The sequence below is a fragment of the Acetobacter sp. JWB genome, from assembly GCF_003323795.1.
Lineage (GTDB): Bacteria > Pseudomonadota > Alphaproteobacteria > Acetobacterales > Acetobacteraceae > Acetobacter > Acetobacter oryzifermentans.
In genome coordinates this window covers 309,615-327,002 of sequence record NZ_CP030871.1, presented here as the reverse complement: position 1 = coordinate 327,002, position 17,388 = coordinate 309,615, and the positions used below count along the sequence as shown (strand labels likewise).

At 54.1% G+C, this 17,388-nt stretch carries 17 protein-coding genes; 6 read left to right on the top strand and 11 right to left on the bottom strand.

Annotation, left to right across the window (positions count from 1 at the left end; translation table 11 throughout):
* Positions 1-8: 8 nt before the first annotated feature.
* A complete protein-coding gene (locus DS739_RS01590) occupies positions 9-974 on the top strand; it encodes a DMT family transporter (protein WP_006116850.1) in 966 nt (321 codons plus the stop codon).
* Between the two features lie 2 nt (positions 975-976).
* Here the strand turns inward: DS739_RS01590 and DS739_RS01585 are convergent, their stop codons facing one another.
* The 9 genes from DS739_RS01585 to DS739_RS01540 all read right to left on the bottom strand — a co-directional run bounded on the left by DS739_RS01585 (position 977) and on the right by DS739_RS01540 (position 10,760).
* Positions 977-1,147, bottom strand: coding sequence for a DUF1328 domain-containing protein (locus DS739_RS01585; protein WP_003623804.1), 171 nt, complete (start codon positions 1,145-1,147; stop codon positions 977-979).
* Between the two features lie 132 nt (positions 1,148-1,279).
* On the bottom strand, positions 1,280-2,038 hold the full coding sequence (locus DS739_RS01580) for an OB-fold nucleic acid binding domain-containing protein (protein ID WP_035351190.1): 759 nt from the start codon (positions 2,036-2,038) through the stop codon (positions 1,280-1,282).
* Positions 2,039-2,159: 121 nt separating this feature from the next.
* Positions 2,160-3,737, bottom strand: a complete 1,578-nt coding sequence (gene purH, locus DS739_RS01575) for a bifunctional phosphoribosylaminoimidazolecarboxamide formyltransferase/IMP cyclohydrolase (RefSeq protein ID WP_035351214.1) — start codon at positions 3,735-3,737, stop codon at positions 2,160-2,162.
* Between the two features lie 97 nt (positions 3,738-3,834).
* A complete protein-coding gene (locus DS739_RS01570; protein WP_006116847.1) occupies positions 3,835-4,572 on the bottom strand; it encodes a tRNA (guanosine(46)-N(7))-methyltransferase TrmB in 738 nt (245 codons plus the stop codon).
* Between the two features lie 18 nt (positions 4,573-4,590).
* Positions 4,591-5,778 carry a methionine adenosyltransferase gene (metK, locus tag DS739_RS01565; protein ID WP_035351186.1) on the bottom strand — a complete coding sequence of 396 codons (1,188 nt, stop codon included), beginning with the start codon at positions 5,776-5,778 and terminating at the stop codon, positions 4,591-4,593.
* Positions 5,779-5,967: 189 nt separating this feature from the next.
* Positions 5,968-6,747, bottom strand: coding sequence for a 4-hydroxy-tetrahydrodipicolinate reductase (gene dapB, locus DS739_RS01555; RefSeq protein WP_006116845.1), 780 nt, complete (start codon positions 6,745-6,747; stop codon positions 5,968-5,970).
* A gap of 6 nt (positions 6,748-6,753) precedes the next feature.
* Positions 6,754-7,896 carry a molecular chaperone DnaJ gene (gene dnaJ, locus DS739_RS01550; protein WP_006116844.1) on the bottom strand — a complete coding sequence of 381 codons (1,143 nt, stop codon included), beginning with the start codon at positions 7,894-7,896 and terminating at the stop codon, positions 6,754-6,756.
* Positions 7,897-8,051: 155 nt separating this feature from the next.
* On the bottom strand, positions 8,052-9,956 hold the full coding sequence (gene dnaK, locus DS739_RS01545; RefSeq protein WP_006116843.1) for a molecular chaperone DnaK: 1,905 nt from the start codon (positions 9,954-9,956) through the stop codon (positions 8,052-8,054).
* 207 nt (positions 9,957-10,163) lie between these two features.
* Positions 10,164-10,760: a nucleotide exchange factor GrpE gene (locus DS739_RS01540; protein WP_035351211.1), complete on the bottom strand. Its 597-nt coding sequence runs from the start codon at positions 10,758-10,760 to the stop codon at positions 10,164-10,166.
* 193 nt (positions 10,761-10,953) lie between these two features.
* Between DS739_RS01540 and DS739_RS01535 the strand changes: the two genes are divergently transcribed.
* Together DS739_RS01535 and DS739_RS01530 are read left to right on the top strand one after the other, a co-directional pair.
* The gene (locus DS739_RS01535; protein WP_003623821.1) at positions 10,954-11,667 is read left to right on the top strand and encodes a response regulator transcription factor; all 714 of its coding nucleotides are present in this window, start codon (positions 10,954-10,956) and stop codon (positions 11,665-11,667) included.
* A gap of 9 nt (positions 11,668-11,676) precedes the next feature.
* Entirely contained in the window at positions 11,677-13,479 is a 1,803-nt protein-coding gene (locus tag DS739_RS01530; protein WP_006116840.1) for an ATP-binding protein, read from the top strand.
* 20 nt (positions 13,480-13,499) lie between these two features.
* On the opposite strand, the gene DS739_RS01525 is transcribed toward DS739_RS01530, so the two are convergent.
* Entirely contained in the window at positions 13,500-13,898 is a 399-nt protein-coding gene (locus tag DS739_RS01525) for a RidA family protein (protein WP_006116839.1), read from the bottom strand.
* Positions 13,899-14,162: 264 nt separating this feature from the next.
* Here DS739_RS01525 and rapZ point away from each other — a divergent pair, with 264 nt between their 5' ends.
* Entirely contained in the window at positions 14,163-15,143 is a 981-nt protein-coding gene (gene rapZ / locus DS739_RS01520) for an RNase adapter RapZ (protein ID WP_006116838.1), read from the top strand.
* A gap of 26 nt (positions 15,144-15,169) precedes the next feature.
* On the opposite strand, the gene DS739_RS01515 is transcribed toward rapZ, so the two are convergent.
* Complete coding sequence (locus tag DS739_RS01515) at positions 15,170-15,778, bottom strand: YqgE/AlgH family protein (RefSeq protein WP_035351181.1); 609 nt, start codon at positions 15,776-15,778, stop codon at positions 15,170-15,172.
* A gap of 113 nt (positions 15,779-15,891) precedes the next feature.
* On the opposite strand from DS739_RS01515, the gene DS739_RS01510 reads away from it, so the two are divergent.
* Positions 15,892-16,809 (top strand): polyphosphate kinase 2 family protein, encoded by a 918-nt coding sequence (locus DS739_RS01510; RefSeq protein WP_006116836.1) that lies wholly within the window; start codon positions 15,892-15,894, stop codon positions 16,807-16,809.
* A 6-nt stretch (positions 16,810-16,815) separates the two neighbouring features.
* Positions 16,816-17,319 carry a DUF3465 domain-containing protein gene (locus tag DS739_RS01505; protein WP_006116835.1) on the top strand — a complete coding sequence of 168 codons (504 nt, stop codon included), beginning with the start codon at positions 16,816-16,818 and terminating at the stop codon, positions 17,317-17,319.
* The last annotated feature ends 69 nt before the right edge of the window (positions 17,320-17,388 follow it).

Here is a 17,388-nt window from a genome sequence, read left to right as displayed (position 1 = left end):
AGAATAGAATGACGTCTTCCCGCTCTCTCACCCTTGGTGTGCTTAATGGTATGGGAAGCGGTGCGTTGTGGGGCACTGTATTTATTGTCCCCCTACTGCTGCATGATTTTACATCTTTGCAAATAACAGCCGGACGCTACATTGTTTACGGCCTCATTTCCCTGATTTTACTACTCCCACGTTGGAATATTCTTAAAAATATTCTGGGAAAAGCCGAATGGAATGCGCTCATCCGCTTATCTATTCTGGGCAATATTCTGTATTACATTCTACTTTCTACGGCTATTACAACCGTAGGTGGCCCCGTAACCACACTTATTATTGGGTTTTTACCCATTGCTGTATTGGTGATGGGCATACGTGCTGGCAGTAACATCCGTATCAAACAGATTGCCATCCCCATGAGCTTAAGCGTTATTGGCATTCTGCTTATTGTTTCGCGCAGCTTTACATCTCATGCTGCAAGCACCCCCGTACACCCGGTTGCTTTTTCTTCGCAAATTATCGGGTTATTTTGTGCTGTGGGGGCTTTGATATCCTGGACGTTATATGCCGTTGAAAACACACGCTGGCTGTTAAAAACCTCTACGGTAAGCGATCATGACTGGTCTTTGCTAACAGGTGTTGTTACCGGCGCATTGGCTCTTGTACTGGTTATTCCTGCTTTTGTTTTTCATGCCGCCCCCCATGCTTGGTTAGATTGGGCACGTTTTTGGGGTGTATGCAGCGCAACGGCTCTTTTGGCTTCTGTGGTGGCCAACGGATTGTGGAACCGCGCTTCCCGCCTGTTACCGCTTACACTTTCCGGACAAATGATTATTTTTGAAACGCTGTTTGCTCTACTTTACAGCTTTGTATGGGCGCATCGCTGGCCAAGCCTTGTAGAATTTTGCGCCATTATCTGCCTGATAACAGGTGTGTTGTGGTGTACGGCAGCACACCGCACACCACATGACACATCTGAAAAAGCCTGAAATCAGGTTCGGGGTGTGCGGCCAAAAAAGAGGCTGATCACCAGCAGCACCACAAACACAAACAGCAAAATTTTTGCTATTTCTGTAAAATTACCTGCTGCGCCAGAAAACCCGAATATGGATGCCAGAAGGGCAAAAATTAGAAAAATCAGAACCCAGCGTAAAATAGCCATCTACTCTCTCCCTTCGGCCATACGTCAACACGCATGACTGTTACTGGCCTGTAGTAGAAAGACTAACGCACAAAACCGGCAACAGTTTGCTGTTACCGCTTTGGGCTTACACTGGGCACCTAAAAGACGGTTTTAGTGTTCTTCTGCACCGGGAATAATATCATAAGCCGGGCTGCCGGGTGGTGGCCCGGGTGGCGGGGCATCCCCCACAGCAATACCCACCATTTTTTCGGCTGATGCGCCAATTTCTCGCGCATCAATGGCTGTGCCCAGTTCACCACTGCTACCTGTGCCAACAGCATAGAGCATTTGCCCCGGAGCAAGCAGATTGGCAACACGCGTAGCTTCACGCGGGGTAATGCAGACAACAGAGTGATCTTTCAGAATCACACCTGAAAGCTCTCCATTGGCATTGTAAAGTTGCTGCCAGATTTCGCCGTGCAGCACCAAATCTGGGCCAGCAATCATTTCTGTAGAATGCACGGGCATAGCAATAAAGTTATCCTGCATGCCACGGCCACGCGGGCTGGTAATTCCAAACGCCCGGATAATAGGCAGCGTGCGCCCTTTTAACCCACGGATGGAAATAACATCCCCCGGTTTAACCAGCCCAGCCAATGCATGCGTTTGTTCGGGAGAGACAAAAACCTGCGTGCCATCTTCAAGCACCAGCCCAAAGACCCCACCATGCGGAGATGGCAGAAATTGCGCCACCTTACCGCTAAAGGAAGGCAAGCCAGAAAGATCGTACACACCATCTGCCTGCTTTTCTGTATGCGTCTGCCTAGCAGAAAAGGACTCTGCCTTAGAGGCAGGCGTTTTATGTGCCGGCGCAGCTACAGCCACGGAAGACACGAATAATGCAGCAGACAAAGAAAGCAGATAGCGCATAGCCCAACCGATTATGAAACGCCGCCCCCGCCCATATGTGCACGGGGGACAGCATTGCGTGAGATTCGTGGCCCTATTCTCTGCCACGAACTGTTATTCCCACAAGAGCGGGAAAAGCGTGTCAGTGGCGGAAATGGCGCATACCAGTAAACACCATAGCAATACCGGCGGCATCTGCTGCGGCAATCACCTCATTATCACGGATAGAACCACCAGGCTGAATAACCGCTGTGGCCCCGGCCGCAACAATGGTTTCCAGACCATCTGCAAACGGGAAGAACGCATCAGACGCGGCCACAGAACCCTGTGTCAGCGGCTTGTCCAGCCCAGCGGCTTTTGCGGCCTCACCACTTTTAGAAGCGGCAATGCGGGCAGAATCCACACGGCTCATCTGGCCTGCGCCAATGCCCACCGTGGCACCACCCTTGGCATACACAATAGCGTTAGACTTAACGTGCTTAGCCACACGGAATGCAAAAATCAGATCCTGCATTTCCTGTTCCGTGGGGGCGCGTTTTGTCACCACCTTCAGGCCTTCTCGGCTGATCTGGCCGTTATCACGCGTTTGGGCCAGAAAACCCCCTGCTACGGAACGCACGACAATACCTTCTGCCGCCGGGTTAGGCAGGCCACCAGTCAGCAGCAAACGCAGGTTCTTTTTGCGGGAGAGAAGCGCCTTGGCATCTTCTTCCGCATCCGGAGCAACAATCACTTCCGTAAAGATGGTGGAAATCTTTTCCGCCGTGGCTGCATCCAGCGAGCGGTTAAGGGCCACAATGCCCCCAAAGGCAGAAACCGGATCACACCGCAGGGCCTGATCCCACGCGGCCGTTAGGGAAGGTGCAACAGCCACGCCGCAAGGGTTGGCGTGCTTTACAATTACAACAGCCGGGCTATCAAATTCGGCAACAGCCTCAAACGCAGCATCGGTATCATTAATGTTGTTGTAGGAGAGAGACTTGCCCTGCACCTGCTGCGCCGTTGCTACACCGGGGCGCACTGTGCCATCACGATAGAAAGCGGCTTTCTGGTGCGGGTTTTCACCATAGCGCAGGATTTCTGCGCGCTGGCCAGCCATAATAAAGCGTTCGGGGAAAGGCTGCTGCGCCTGCTTGGCAAACCATGCGGCAATGGCGGCATCATACGCAGCGGTGCGCGCATAAGCAGCGCCAGCATAGGCACGGCGGGTTTCTAGCGTGGTACCACCATCGCCCAGCGCATCAATCAACCCTTCATACTGGGCTGGGTCTGTCAGCACCACCACGTGGGCATGGTTTTTGGCTGCAGCACGAATAAGTGCCGGGCCGCCGATATCAATGTTTTCAATGCACGTATCGGCATCTGCGCCAGAAGCCACGGTTTTTTCAAACGGATACAAATTCACGGCCACCAGATCAATCGGGCCAATGCCGTGTTCTTCCATCTGGGCCACATGGGCAGGCAGATCGCGCCGGCCCAGAATGCCGCCATGAATTTTGGGTACCAGTGTTTTTACCCGGCCATCCAGAATTTCGGGAAAGCCTGTGTAATCCGAAACTTCCGTAACAGGGATGCCCGCATCGCGCAGCGCCTTGGCAGACCCCCCGGTAGAAAGAATTTCTGCCCCCTGCGCTGCAAGAGCACGGGCAAGATCAAGCAGACCCGTTTTATCGGAAACAGAAATAAGGGCACGACGGATAGGCAGCGTCGTCTGGCTCATGGCGGACCTTTCGCATGGCAAAAACGTAATGCGGGCTGATGAACCCACATGCCACATGCAAGCCATCAACCGAGGGTGAAAAACGACAAAACCCGCCTTAGCGGCGGGTAAATGTCCAGTACATAGGCTGTCGGCCAGCGGCAATGGCCTTGGCCTCGTACCGGGTGGGAAACCAACCTTCTGGCCGGGTTAAAACGGGTGCGGGCGCTTCAAAGTAATTTTGAGCAGCCATAACTTCCTGCACCCATGCCTGATAGGTAGGATCATCACTGGCAACGCGCCATACTGCTCCGGGCTTAAGCACACGGGCAGCCAGCGCTACATTTTGCGGATGCACAAAGCGCCGCTTGGCATGGCGTGCCTTGGGCCACGGATCCGGAAACATCAGGAACAACCTGTCCAGACACGCATCGGGCAACACATTCAGCACTTGCCGGGCATCATCATCCCACAACCGCAGCATATCTGGTACGGGTGCAGTTGCTTCCTCCCCTACCGGCACAAGGCGGCTTAACAGGGAGCACAAACCATTATGGAAAACTTCGGAGGCAATATACCCCACTTCGGGGTGTGCATTGGTTTGGGCAAGCACGTGCTCACCACCACCAAAGCCAACCTCAAACCAGATCTGCTCCGGCTGATGGCCGAAAACAGAAGCCGGATCTGCCGCGCGCTCTAGCGGAAAACGCATACGCGGCAGGGTTTCATCCAGCAGCCGTTCCTGACGGGGGCGCAACGGATGCCCACGCTGGCGGCCATACAGCCGCTCTGGCGGGGGTTTAACATCTGTTACCACAGGCTGACCATTTTCAGCCGAACCTTTAGCCTCCGCCATGAACAGAACGCCCTAAACTTAGCGGTTTAGCGCGCTACGCAGGGCATCAACCAGATCGGTCTGTTCCCACGTAAAGGTGTCCAGCTTGGCATCCGGCTGGCGGCCAAAGTGGCCATAAGCAGATGTAACAGCATAAATCGGACGGTTCAGGCGCAGGTGCTTACGGATACCGCGCGGGGTAAGATCCATAACTTCACGCAGCACTGCACCCAGACGGTTTTCATCCACATCCTTGCCGGTTTCATCCAGATCCACATAGACGGACAGTGGATGAGACACGCCAATAGCGTAGGAAAGCTGAATGGTGCAACGATCTGCCAAGCCAGCGGCCACAACGTTTTTGGCCAGATAACGGCAGGCATACGCTGCCGAACGGTCAACCTTCGTGGGGTCCTTACCGGAGAATGCGCCACCACCATGCGGGGCTGCACCACCATAGGTGTCCACAATAATCTTACGGCCTGTTAGCCCGCAGTCACCATCCGGGCCGCCAATAACGAACACACCCGTGGGGTTGACGTAAAATTCTTTTTCCGGCGGCACCCAACCTTCGGGCAGCACATTCTTAACCACCTGGCCCAGACGGCCACGCAGTTCTTCCTGATTGATGCCTTCATCATGCTGGGTGGAGATGACGACAGAAGTCGCACCAACCGGGCGGCCATTTACGTAGCGCAGGGTTACCTGGCTTTTGGCATCCGGCTGTAGGCCAGCTACAATCGGGTCACCCGCACGGCGCAGATCACGCATTTCATGCAGAATGCGGTGCGCGTAGTAGATTGGGGCTGGCATAAGGGTATCGGTTTCGTTCGAGGCATACCCGAACATGATCCCCTGATCGCCTGCACCTTCATCTTTCTCACCTGCGCTATCAACGCCTACCGCAATATCGGCAGACTGAGCATGCAGGTAATTCGCAGCTTCCGCATGACGCCAGGAGAAACCTTCCTGATCGTAACCGATATCTTTGACAGCTTCACGCGCCAGTTCAATCAGCTTGTCCGATGTTACGGAAGATGGGCCACGCACTTCACCCGCAAGAATGATGCGATTGGTGGTTACCAGCGTTTCACAGGCAACGCGGGCTTCCGGATCTGCCGCAAGATAAGCGTCCAGAACGGTATCGCTGATCCGGTCAGCAACTTTATCGGGATGGCCTTCGGAAACAGACTCCGAAGTAAACAGAAAATCGCCGTCTTTACGCATGATGGTGCCGTTTGCCCCACGCACTGTGAAAAAGGAAACAGATGCCCGCCCTAAAAAAAGGGGGACGAGGTCGTATGAAGGGATAGAAAGCAGCGGTCAAGAGTATTGGCCAAACAGGCCAGCCAGAAACGCCGTTTTCAGCCTTGCGCCCAACGCGGGGCGGACACTGCCCGCCCCTTTAGGCTGGCATTAGAGCGGAGGCAGCCCCAGCACATCTTCCATGCTGTAAAGGCCGGGTTTGTGCCCTTTTACCCACTTGGCGGCACGCACGGCACCCGTGGCAAAAATGCGCCGGTCAAAGGCGCGATGCCCCAAAACGATCTGTTCATCTGCGGATGTGAACAATACTTCATGTTCGCCCACAATTTGCCCGCCACGCAGGGCCGCAAAGCCAATGGCTCCTTCCTTGCGGGGGCCGGTATGGCCATCACGCCCACTTTCGCGCACATCCGCCAGATTAACACCGCGGCCCTGCGCTACGGCCTCACCAATAGCCAAGGCTGTGCCAGAGGGGGCATCCACCTTTTGCCGATGATGCATTTCCACAATTTCAGCATCGTAGGAGTCTGCTGGCAGGGCACGTGCCATCATCTGCGCCAAACGCTGCACTAATGTAACACCGGGAGAATAATTGGCGGCATGCACCACAGCAATTTTTTCCGCAGCTTTGTTCACGGCGGTCTGTTGCTCTGCTGAAAGGCCAGTTGTGCCCAACACCCATGCCGTGCCTGCTGCGGCCAGCGCCTGCGCGTTAGGGATAACCGTATCCGCATGGGTGAAATCAATCACCACATCGCTGTTGGCTGCAAGCTCCGCCATATCCTTAAACAGCGCCACGCCTTGCGGCAAACCGCTTGCTGCTTCCGGCTTGCGTGTTGTGCCACCAGAAAGGGTTGCCCCTGCGGCCTGCACTTCTTCTACCAAAAGACGGCCCACGCGCCCCGTTATGCCTGCAATACCGATACGCATGAGCGCTTATTCCTTCCCTTCAAAAAAGTCCCGCACGCGGCGGAAGAAGCCCGTATGTTCTGGGCTTTGCTTCACATCCTCACCGGCTTCTTTTTCAAATTCTTCCAACAGTTCACGCTGGCGCTTGCTGAGGTTCTGCGGTGTTTCCACCGTTACCTGAATGTACATATCGCCACGGGCTGTGGAACGCAGAACAGAGAACCCTTTGCCCCGCAGGCGGAAATGCGCGCCAGTTTGCGTGCCAGCCGGAACTTTTACCTTGGTACGAGAACCATCAATAACGGGCACTTCAATTTCTGTGCCCAAAGCAGCCTGCGCCATGCGCAACGGCACGCGGCAATAGATATTGGCGCCATCGCGCTGGAAGATACTGTGTTCGTCTATGGAAATATGGATATAGAGATCACCCGGCGGCACACCATTGCCCCCAGCTTCCCCTTCGCCAGAAAGGCGAATGCGGGTGCCATCTTCCACACCGGCAGGAATCTGCACTTCAACCGTGCGTTCTTTTTCTATGGTGCCTTCACCGTGGCAAACCTTACAGGGGTTTTTCACCACTTTGCCTGCGCCATGACAGGTTGGGCATGGGCGTTCCACAACAAAAAAGCCCTGCTGCGCCCGCACCTTGCCTGCACCGTGGCAGCTTGGGCAAACTTCAACGCCCGATGCACCATCGTTAGAGCCCGTGCCATGGCAGGATTCGCACGCCACGCGGGTAATCACCCGCACATCTTTCTTTACGCCAGCAAAAGCTTCTTCCAGCGTGATTTCAACATGGGTCTGGATATCGTTGCCGGTGCGGGCACGGCCACCACGGCGGCCGCCCATCACGTCACCAAACATCTGTTCGAAAATATCGCCCAGACCACCGGCACCAAAACCACCGCTAAAGTCAAACCCGCCGGGGCCAGGGCCACCGCCTTCAAACGCGGCATGGCCGTACTGGTCATACGCAGCGCGTTTTTGTTCGTCCTTCAGAATATCGTAAGCTTGGTTGATTTCTTTGAACTTGGCTTCTGCCGCATCATCCCCCGGGTTCCGATCGGGATGATACTTCATGGCCAGCTTGCGATAGGATTTCTTGAGTTCATCAGCCGTGGCGGTTCGGGAAACTTCAAGAATTGCGTAGTAATCGAGCTGAGTGGCCATGGAAGTCCTCTTATCGGGGGCTGCCTCTAAAGCATGAGCACAGCATTGGTCCGAAACAACAAAAAGCGCCCGCCTTACAATGAAGCGCGGACGCCAGAAATAAAGTAAAGGGTGACTATGTTTGTCACATAGTCACCCTTGTGCATAGCGTCCGATCAGGACTTCTTGCTGTCGTTCACGTCTTCAAAGTCAGCGTCAACGATCTCTTTTTCGTCCGGCTTTGCAGCTTCTGCTTCCGGAGCTGCTTCACCAGCCTGACCAGCCTTATAAGCGGCTTCACCCACTTTCATGGCTGCCTGTGTCAGGCGTTCGGTTGCGCTTTTCAGAGCTTCTGCATCTGTGCCTTCCATAGCGGCCTTAACGGCAGCAATGGCGCTTTCTGCTTCGCTCTTTTCAGCAGCCGGAACCTTGTCACCAGCTTCGGTCAGAGACTTTTCAGTCTGATGCACCAGAGCTTCGGCATTGTTACGCAGTTCTACCTGCTCACGCTTGGCTTTATCGGCTTCAGCATTCGCTTCAGCGTCTTTCACCATCTTGTCGATATCGGTATCGGACAGACCACCAGAAGCCTGGATTTTGATCTGCTGTTCCTTACCGGTTGCCTTGTCCTTAGCAGACACAGACACAATGCCGTTGGCATCGATATCGAAGGTCACTTCAATCTGCGGCACGCCACGCGGTGCTGCGGGAATACCCGTAAGATCGAAGTTCCCCAGCAGCTTGTTGTCGGCTGCCATTTCGCGTTCGCCCTGATAGACCTTAATGGTCACGGCGTTCTGGTTATCTTCCGCCGTGGAGAACACCTGGCTCTTCTTGGTCGGGATGGTTGTGTTGCGGTCGATCAGACGGGTGAACACACCACCCAGCGTTTCAATACCCAGAGAAAGCGGGGTTACGTCCAGCAGAAGAACGTCTTTAACATCACCCTTCAGAACGGCACCCTGAATAGCAGCACCAATGGCCACAACTTCATCGGGGTTCACGTTACGGGCAGGGTCCTTACCAAAGAAGCCTTTAACCGTTTCGATAACCTTAGGCATACGGGTCATACCACCAACCAGAATGACTTCGTCAATCTGAGAAGCAGACAGGCCAGCATCCTTCAGCGCTGCCTTACAGGGTTCCAGCGTACGCTGCACCAGATCGTCCACAAGGCTTTCCAGCTTGGCGCGGGTCAGCTTCAGAACAAGGTGTTTCGGGCCAGATGCATCAGCCGTGATGAACGGCAGGTTGATTTCTGTTTCCTTGGAGGAAGACAGCTCGATCTTGGCTTTTTCTGCTGCTTCTTTCAGACGCTGCAGAGCCAGCTTGTCAGACCGCAGATCAATACCCTGTTCGCGTTTGAACTCGTCTGCCAGATAGCCGATGATGCGGTTATCAAAGTCTTCACCACCTAGGAACGTATCACCGTTGGTGGACTTCACTTCGATCACGCCATCAGAAATTTCCAGAACGGAAACGTCAAACGTGCCACCACCAAGGTCATACACAGCCACGGTGCCACCGCTTTTCTTTTCCAGCCCGTAAGCCAGAGCAGCCGCTGTGGGTTCGTTGATGATACGCAGCACTTCAAGGCCAGCAATCTTACCTGCATCCTTGGTGGCCTGACGCTGGGCATCGTTAAAGTAAGCCGGAACCGTGATAACAGCCTGAGAAACTTTTTCACCCAGATAGGATTCAGCCGTTTCCTTCATCTTGCCCAGAACGAAGGCGGAAATCTGTGAGGGGGCATATTTTTTGCCGCGCGCCTCAACCCATGCATCGCCATTATCGCCCTGAACGATGGCGTAGGGCACCATTTCCTTGTCTTTCTGGACTGTCGGATCATCAAAACGACGCCCGATCAGACGCTTCACAGCGTAGAAAGTGTTAGACGGGTTGGTAACTGCCTGACGTTTTGCAGCCTGCCCCACCAGCATTTCACCACCTTCGGTAAAAGCCACCATAGACGGGGTGGTACGGGCGCCTTCGCTGTTTTCGATAACCTTTGTTTCGTTACCTTCACGCACTGCAACGCAGGAGTTGGTCGTACCAAGGTCGATACCAATAACTTTACTCATTATATATTCCCTTTCAGCGACCCCATCTGGCCCGAAGCACCAGAAAAGGCCCTTGCTTTCATTTACCCGCCTGCTCTCCCTTAATTAAGGTATGGAAGCAGGCCTGAATGATAAACCTGATGTATGGTGGCGTTTTCTCTTTTTCAAGAAGGGAAAACACCTTGGCGGGCAGGATTTTTTACCTGCCGCCATGCCGTAACCTCCGGATCAGGAAGCTTTGGCAACCACCACCATAGCTGGCTTAAGCAAACGCCCGTGCAGCGTCCATGTTGGCGTCCAAGCCTGCATGACCGTGCCGGGTTCGTGCTCAGCACTCGGCTGTTCTGCCATCGCCTGATGCAGGTTGGCATCAAACGGCTTACCCGCCGGATCATCACACTTGATGCCGTGGCGCTCCAGAATAGAAATGAAGGAGCGTTCTGTGCTTTCAATGCCTTCACGCATTTTGGTCAGCACAGAATCTTCGCCTTCCTGCGCAGGCGGCAGGCTGGCCAGCGCACGACGCAGGTTTTCTGCGGCTTCCACAACGTCACGCGCAAATTTTTGCACGGCGTACTGGCGGGCATCATCCAGATCACGCTTGGCACGGGCGCGCAGGTTCTGGTTTTCAGCCTCTGAACGCAGCCACTTTTCCTTAAATTCGGCAACGCTTTGCTCAAGTTCGTGAATACGCGCTTCCGGGCCTTCTGCCTGACCGTTCTGCGCAGCTTCAGCAGCAGCTTCGTGTTCCGGAGCCGTCTGCTCGGCCGGGGCCGGCTGTGCTGCCGGCGTTTCGACCTGTGTGGGATCTGTATCGTGGGTCATGCCTTTTGAAGTAAGCAACACAAACGCTGCCGACAAGACCCGCCACCCCTGCCATGCGCATGATTTTATGCCCTAACAACACAATGCTGAAAAAAGCTGGCCGATTCTGGACAGGGGCCCTTGGCAGGATAGGATGGCAGGGCCTAGTCTATAGGGCTTGCTCGCATGGCAGCAGGGAAGGACAACGCAGACAATGACAGAGCGCACCAAGCAGACAATTGCGCTGGTGGATGATGACCGCAATATCCTGACATCGGTGCAGATGACACTGGAGGCAGAAGGCTTCAATGTTCGCACATATACAGATGGCGAATCGGCGCTGCAGGGTTTAACGGCCTACCCGGTTGATCTGGCTGTGCTGGATATCAAAATGCCCCGCATGGATGGCATGGAACTTCTGCAACGCTTGCGCACCCGCTCCAACCTGCCTGTCATTTTCCTGTCCTCTAAAAACGAGGAAGTTGACCAGCTTATGGGCCTGCGCCTTGGGGCGGATGATTACATCACCAAGCCGTTCTCCCAACGTTTGCTGCTAGAGCGCATTCGCGCTCTGTTGCGCCGGAATGAAGTGAGCCGTGCAGAAGCCAATGGTGAGCCAACAGGTGGCGCGCTGGTGCGTGGCAACCTCTCCTTGGATGAACTGCGCCACAAATGCACATGGAAAGGGGAAGATGTTCCCCTAACCGTAACGGAATTTCTGCTGGTAAAAACACTGGCCCAACGGCCGGGGCTGGTAAAATCCCGCGATCAGCTAATTGATGCCGCATATGGTGACACCGTGTATGTGGATGACCGCACCATAGACAGCCATATCAAGCGTGTGCGTAAAAAATTCCGCCAGGTGGATGACGAGTTCAACCAGATCGAAACTCTGTACGGTATCGGTTACCGATATCGGGAAGACTGATCACGGTTCATGACCAGCCAGCCCGCCCCTTCTTTTTTCAAGGCGCTGGCAGGCCGCATTGGTGGCCTGCATTATCTGTCCATGCCGGGTAACAAACCCCGCAAAGGCAGCATAGAAGCCACAGCGGCTTATCAGGCCTCCCGCACACGGCTGGTTTCTCCGCTGATGCGGCGGGTCTTGCTGGTTAACATTCTGCCTATTGCCCTGTTGGGCGTTACCATTCTGTTTCTTAACCAGTTTCGGAACGGCCTTCTGGCAACAGAAGTAACGGCCCTGCGTGAACAGGCCCGAATTTATGCGGGTGCACTAGGGCAAAGTGCCGTACGCACCACGCACCCCCACGCGGCCAACCCGCAGGACCGTGGCTATGTGCTGGAAGAATCTCTGGCCCGCCCGCTGCTGCTGCGGCTTACAGAACCAAGCCCCAACGCCCATGCCCGCCTGTTTGGCCCGGATGGCCGCCTTGTGGCTGACAATCTGGCAGACTGGCCCGAAACGGCAGAACCCGCCCCAGCCACACCGCGCAATGAGCAGCATGTCAAAACCATTCCTTTTCCTCCGGCCACGCAGCCCGGCATTTATGAACGGTTCCTCACGTGGTTATGGGGAAACCATAATTCGGGCATTGTCACGCTGAATACGGATGAGGAAGATATTCCCGCCCGGCCCTCTGGCACGACCATCGGAACAAAAGGCGCTCCGCCTCCTCCTCCATTGGAAGCACCGCCTTATATCCGGCGCACCGCACGCGGGCGCCTGATTATTACGGTGGCTGAGCCCGTCATGCACGATGGCAGCACCATTGGCATTATTCAGCTTACCCGCGTGGCCTCACAAGTTGATCGTTCCCTGTTTGCCATTCGGTCTTCCATTCTATCCGTTTTTCTCATGGCGCTTGTGCTGACGGTACTGCTCTCGTGGTACCTCTCTCTCACCATTGCGCGACCATTGTTGCGGCTGGCCGCATCAGCACAAGTTATGCGTGATGCAACAGGCCGCACTGGCACCGTGCCCGCACGACTGCTGGCCCGGCGTGATGAAATTGGCGATGTGGCACGTGCCCTGCAAGCCAGTGCGCAAGCGTTGTGGAAGCGGATGGACGCCATTGAGCGCTTTGCCGCCGATGTTAGCCACGAGATCAAAAATCCGCTGTCCTCCATCCGCTCGGCTATTGAAACACTACTGCGTATTGAAGACCTGAACCAGCAACGCCGCCTACTCACCATTATCAATGATGATGTGCGCAGGCTGGATCGGCTGATTACCGATATTTCAGACGCCAGCCGTCTGGATGCAGAAATGTCTCGCGCAAAGGCTGAACCTGTTGCCATTGCGCCGCTGCTTTCTGTTCTGGCGGAAATTCAGCAGGCCACCCGGCAGGAGGGACAACCCATTGTGCACACCAATGTACAAGGTGATAGCCCAGAAAGCCCCTTGGAAGTTCTGGCTGTGGAAGACCGGCTTGTGCAGGTTTTGCGCAACCTGATCGGCAATGCCATTTCCTTTTCTCCGCCCAATGGCCACATTACCCTTTCGGCTCTGCCAACGGGCAAGATGGTCACCATTTCTGTGGCGGATGAAGGCCCGGGTATTCCGCAAGCCAAACTGGATTCGATTTTTGACCGCTTTTATTCCGAGCGCCCAAAGAATGAAAATTTTGGCCAACACTCAGGTCTGGGGCTTTCTATCAGTCGGCAGATTATAGAAGCCCTGCATGGCACGATTTCTGTTGATAATCTGCACAACCAGAGTGGGCAGGTTATTGGGGCCTGTTTTACCATTCAGCTTCCACGGGTTATTGTAACCCGTTAGCTTGGCAAAACTGGGTGCATTCAGAAGGCGTAATCTTCTTCCTGCACCTCTGCCACTTCTTCCTGCACAACCAGTTCAAAAATAATTTTGGGTTGGGAAGATGGTGCATCCTTCAGCCACATCAGTGTCATGATGGGGGAAATGGAAGGAAAAAACTGCCTAAAAACAGGGAAACAGGAAGGAAAGTTTTCAGCATCAGCAACTGTGCAGAGAATATGGGTGACATCATGCAAGGCATGCCCCTGCTTGGCCAGAAGCTCTACCCCCTGCTCCAGCGCCGCACGGCACTGCTCTGCCATATCCAGCCCCTTGATATGCGGAGCCGTTATGCCTGAAAGAACAAATCCACCCGTTATATGTTTAAGATGTGGTATATGCTGTTTCACCAAAGCCCTATCTGCCTGTTGTTTTTGCGTCATGATAATGTCAGGACGTAGGGCAAGAAGGAGCGAACCGCAATTTTCTCTTTCGTAACAAACGCCTTGTTTTACGTCACAAAACGCAACGATGTGTTACGAAGTGATGCCTGCCTTGAGGATAATGCCTTCTCACAACGGGCCAAACTGCAGTAAAGTGGCGCAGCAAAGCGCTTAACAGGGTTACTGGCTGATTCCGGGTTCTGGCATTTTTGTGCATTATCAACCAGCACCTGCCAGCCTCAAGATGGAGAGGAAAAGCCGTTCATGGTTACGGCAGATGATACGCCTGCACCACGCCGCATTCTGCTGGTGTCCGGCCTATCTGGGGCGGGCAAATCCTCCATCCTGCGGATTCTGGAAGATCTGGAACACGAAGTTATCGACAATCCACCACTTGGAATGTTGGATGATATTGTAGCCCGTGCAGAACGCCCCGTTGCCATTGGGGTAGATTCTCGCACCCGTGGGTTTGATGCTTCCACCGTGTTGGAAGCCATGGCCCGCCTGCGCATGAACCCGCACCTGCGTGTTGAACTGATTTATGCCACAGCAGATGAAAGCGTGCTGTTACGCCGCTATACGGCAACACGCCGCCGCCATCCGCTGGCACCGCACGGCAGCATTAAAGAAGGCATTGAAGAAGAAATAGCCCTAACCGCTCCCCTACGGGCTGCGGCTGATCTGGTGATTGATACAACAGATATGCCCCCGCCAGAGCTGCGCCAGTTTGTAGAAAGCCGCTTCAGCCCTTGGACTGGTGGCGCACAGGAAGGCCTTACCGTAGCTTTAATGTCCTTCGCTTATCCTGCAGGCCTGCCGCGGGAAGCCGATATTGTGTTTGATGCCCGTTTTTTACGTAACCCGCATTATGTGCCCGAACTGGCCCCCAAAACCGGGCTGGATGCTGATGTAGCGGAATATGTGGCAGAAGACCGCGATTACCTGACATTCCTGAACCAAATTCACGCCATGCTGCAACTGGTGTTGCCGCGCTTTGTGCAGGAAGGCAAGAAATACGCCACCATTGCTATTGGATGTTCGGGTGGGCGGCATCGCTCCGTAACCCTTGTGGAAGCCTTGGCCAAAAGACTTTCCGCCCCGGATGGAATGGGCAGCTATGAAGGTGCGGGTAAATGGCCCATTATGGTCATGCACCGTGAACTGGCCCGGCAAGGTATTACATCTTGGCGCTGGGCCAGAAAACCTGTGGAACCTGCCTTGTCTGACCAATCACGATCTCTTTGATCTTAAAGCAGCAGTCGCGCCTGCCATCAGGCATGCCCCACCTGCCCGCTCAAGCGCAATGGATCGATATTGATAGAAGCCAAGGCACGCCGCCACTTGGCTGCATGGTCACTTCCAAATACAATATCCCGCGTGGCGGGTGCCACCAGCCACGCATCTTGCTGAAGAATTTCCTCTTCAAGCTGCCCGGCTGTCCAACTGGCATGGCCCATAGCCAACAGGGCTTCTTGCGGGCCTTTGCCTGCGGCAATTTCCTTCAGAACGTCTACGCTGCCTGTCAGGGCAATATTTGGGCTGACACTCAGGCTATTCTCCCCTTCCCATTCAGCGGAATGCAACACAAGGCCACGTCCGGCATCTACCGGCCCCCCTGCGCACAAACCAATTCGCCTAACCGGAGGCATGGGCTGGATATCAAGCTGGGTGAGTAGCTCATCAAAGCTGGCCACTGCCAAACGTTTGTTCACCACAAGCCCCATGGTACCGGTATCTGGCGCATGTGCGCATACATAAATCACACTCTGAGCAAAAGGTGTTTGCGCCAACATGGGGGAAGCAACCAGCAACATACCTGCAAGAGATTGCGCCTCTTCTGGCTCGGATTGCACAGGAATAGAAGAATTTACGGATTTCATAGTAAGAATATGAGAAGCGCCTCTTTTTTTGACAAGATTGAACCTGCCTTTATGACTGACATATGCCCCACCGCAATTCGTGAAGGGCAAATATTTTGTAAGGCAATTATAGCATGAATACCCTTTCGCGCTTTCTGGATGCGCTAGACAGCTATCATGTTACGGACGGCAGCAAGTTCAAGCTGAGCGCGCACAATCCGAACGATGATGGCAATCTGGGCCTGACAAAAGCAGATGGAAAACTTCTGCTACGCAAAGTCAAAAGTCTTTTGCAAATATTGCAGGAACTTCTTTACGCCAACCAGACCCATTCCTTGCTGATTATTTTGCAAGGCATGGATGCCGCGGGCAAAGATGGTACTATCAAACATGTGATGTCTGGCGTGAACCCTCAGGGGGTTTCCGTAACATCCTTCAAACAACCCGGCCCTACTGAGCTTCAGCACGGTTTTTTATGGCGTATCCATGCTGCGGCACCGCAGGCAGGGCGGATTGTTATTTTCAACCGCAGCCAGTACGAAGATGTGCTGGTAACCCGCGTGCACCCGGAATTGCTCCAGAATGCCCATCTCACTGGAGATGTAAATACCCCCGAGTTCTGGCAGGGCCGCTTTAGCGATATCCGCCATCTGGAACATTATCTGAGCCGACAGGGCACTGTGGTTCTTAAGTTTTTCCTGAACATCTCACCCGAAGAGCAGCGTAAACGCCTGCTGGCCCGGCTGGATATTCCGGAAAAGCGCTGGAAATTCTCCCCTTCCGATTTAAGGGAGCGCGAGTTTTGGAAAGAATATGCCACAGCTTATCAGGATGCTATTGCTGAAACAGCACGCCCTTATGCACCGTGGATTATCGTGCCTTCCAACCACAAATGGTATGCGCGCCTTGTAGTTATTGGCACCATTATTCGCGCCCTTAGAAATCTGCATCAGGTTACACCCAAACCCGTGCCAGAGGTTGAGCACTTTTTGGATGATTACCGCGCCCATCTTCTGGCTGAAAAAGGCCAGATCCCCACACCACAGAACTGAATTTTCATGACATCTTCACGTTTTCCCGCTCTTATGCTGGCAGGCCTTACGGGTTTGGCAGCCTCTTTCCTTTCCTCTCCTGCGCAAGCGCGATGGGGATGGAAGCAGGAAGCTCCTGCTGCATCCTCTATGCCCGCAACCTGCAACAATCAGGATTTTCTGAGCAAACAGCAGGACTATGAAAACGGTGGCGCCAAAGGGGATACGCCCGTCCATATCTGCGGCACCGTACGCGCTGTAAGCCCCAAGGCGCGCCACACCCGCAGTGGGTGGCATGGATATTTTTACGTAACAGTCGCGCCCAACATTTCTATCCGGATTGTAACCAATCTGGATGAAATGCACACGCCATCATGGCCGTGGGTCAATAAGGGAGACCAAGTGGAAGTAGTAGGCCGTTACTATTACGATTCCTACCGTAAACAGGGCATTGACTGGACACACCGTGGCACTGGTAAATCTTGGCCAATTCCGGGTTCCGTTACAGTTAACGGTACAAAATACGACTGATCTTTTTTCAAACTCTCACAGTATATACAAACAGGGCCGCCAGATATTTTCTGGCGGCCCTGTTGTTAT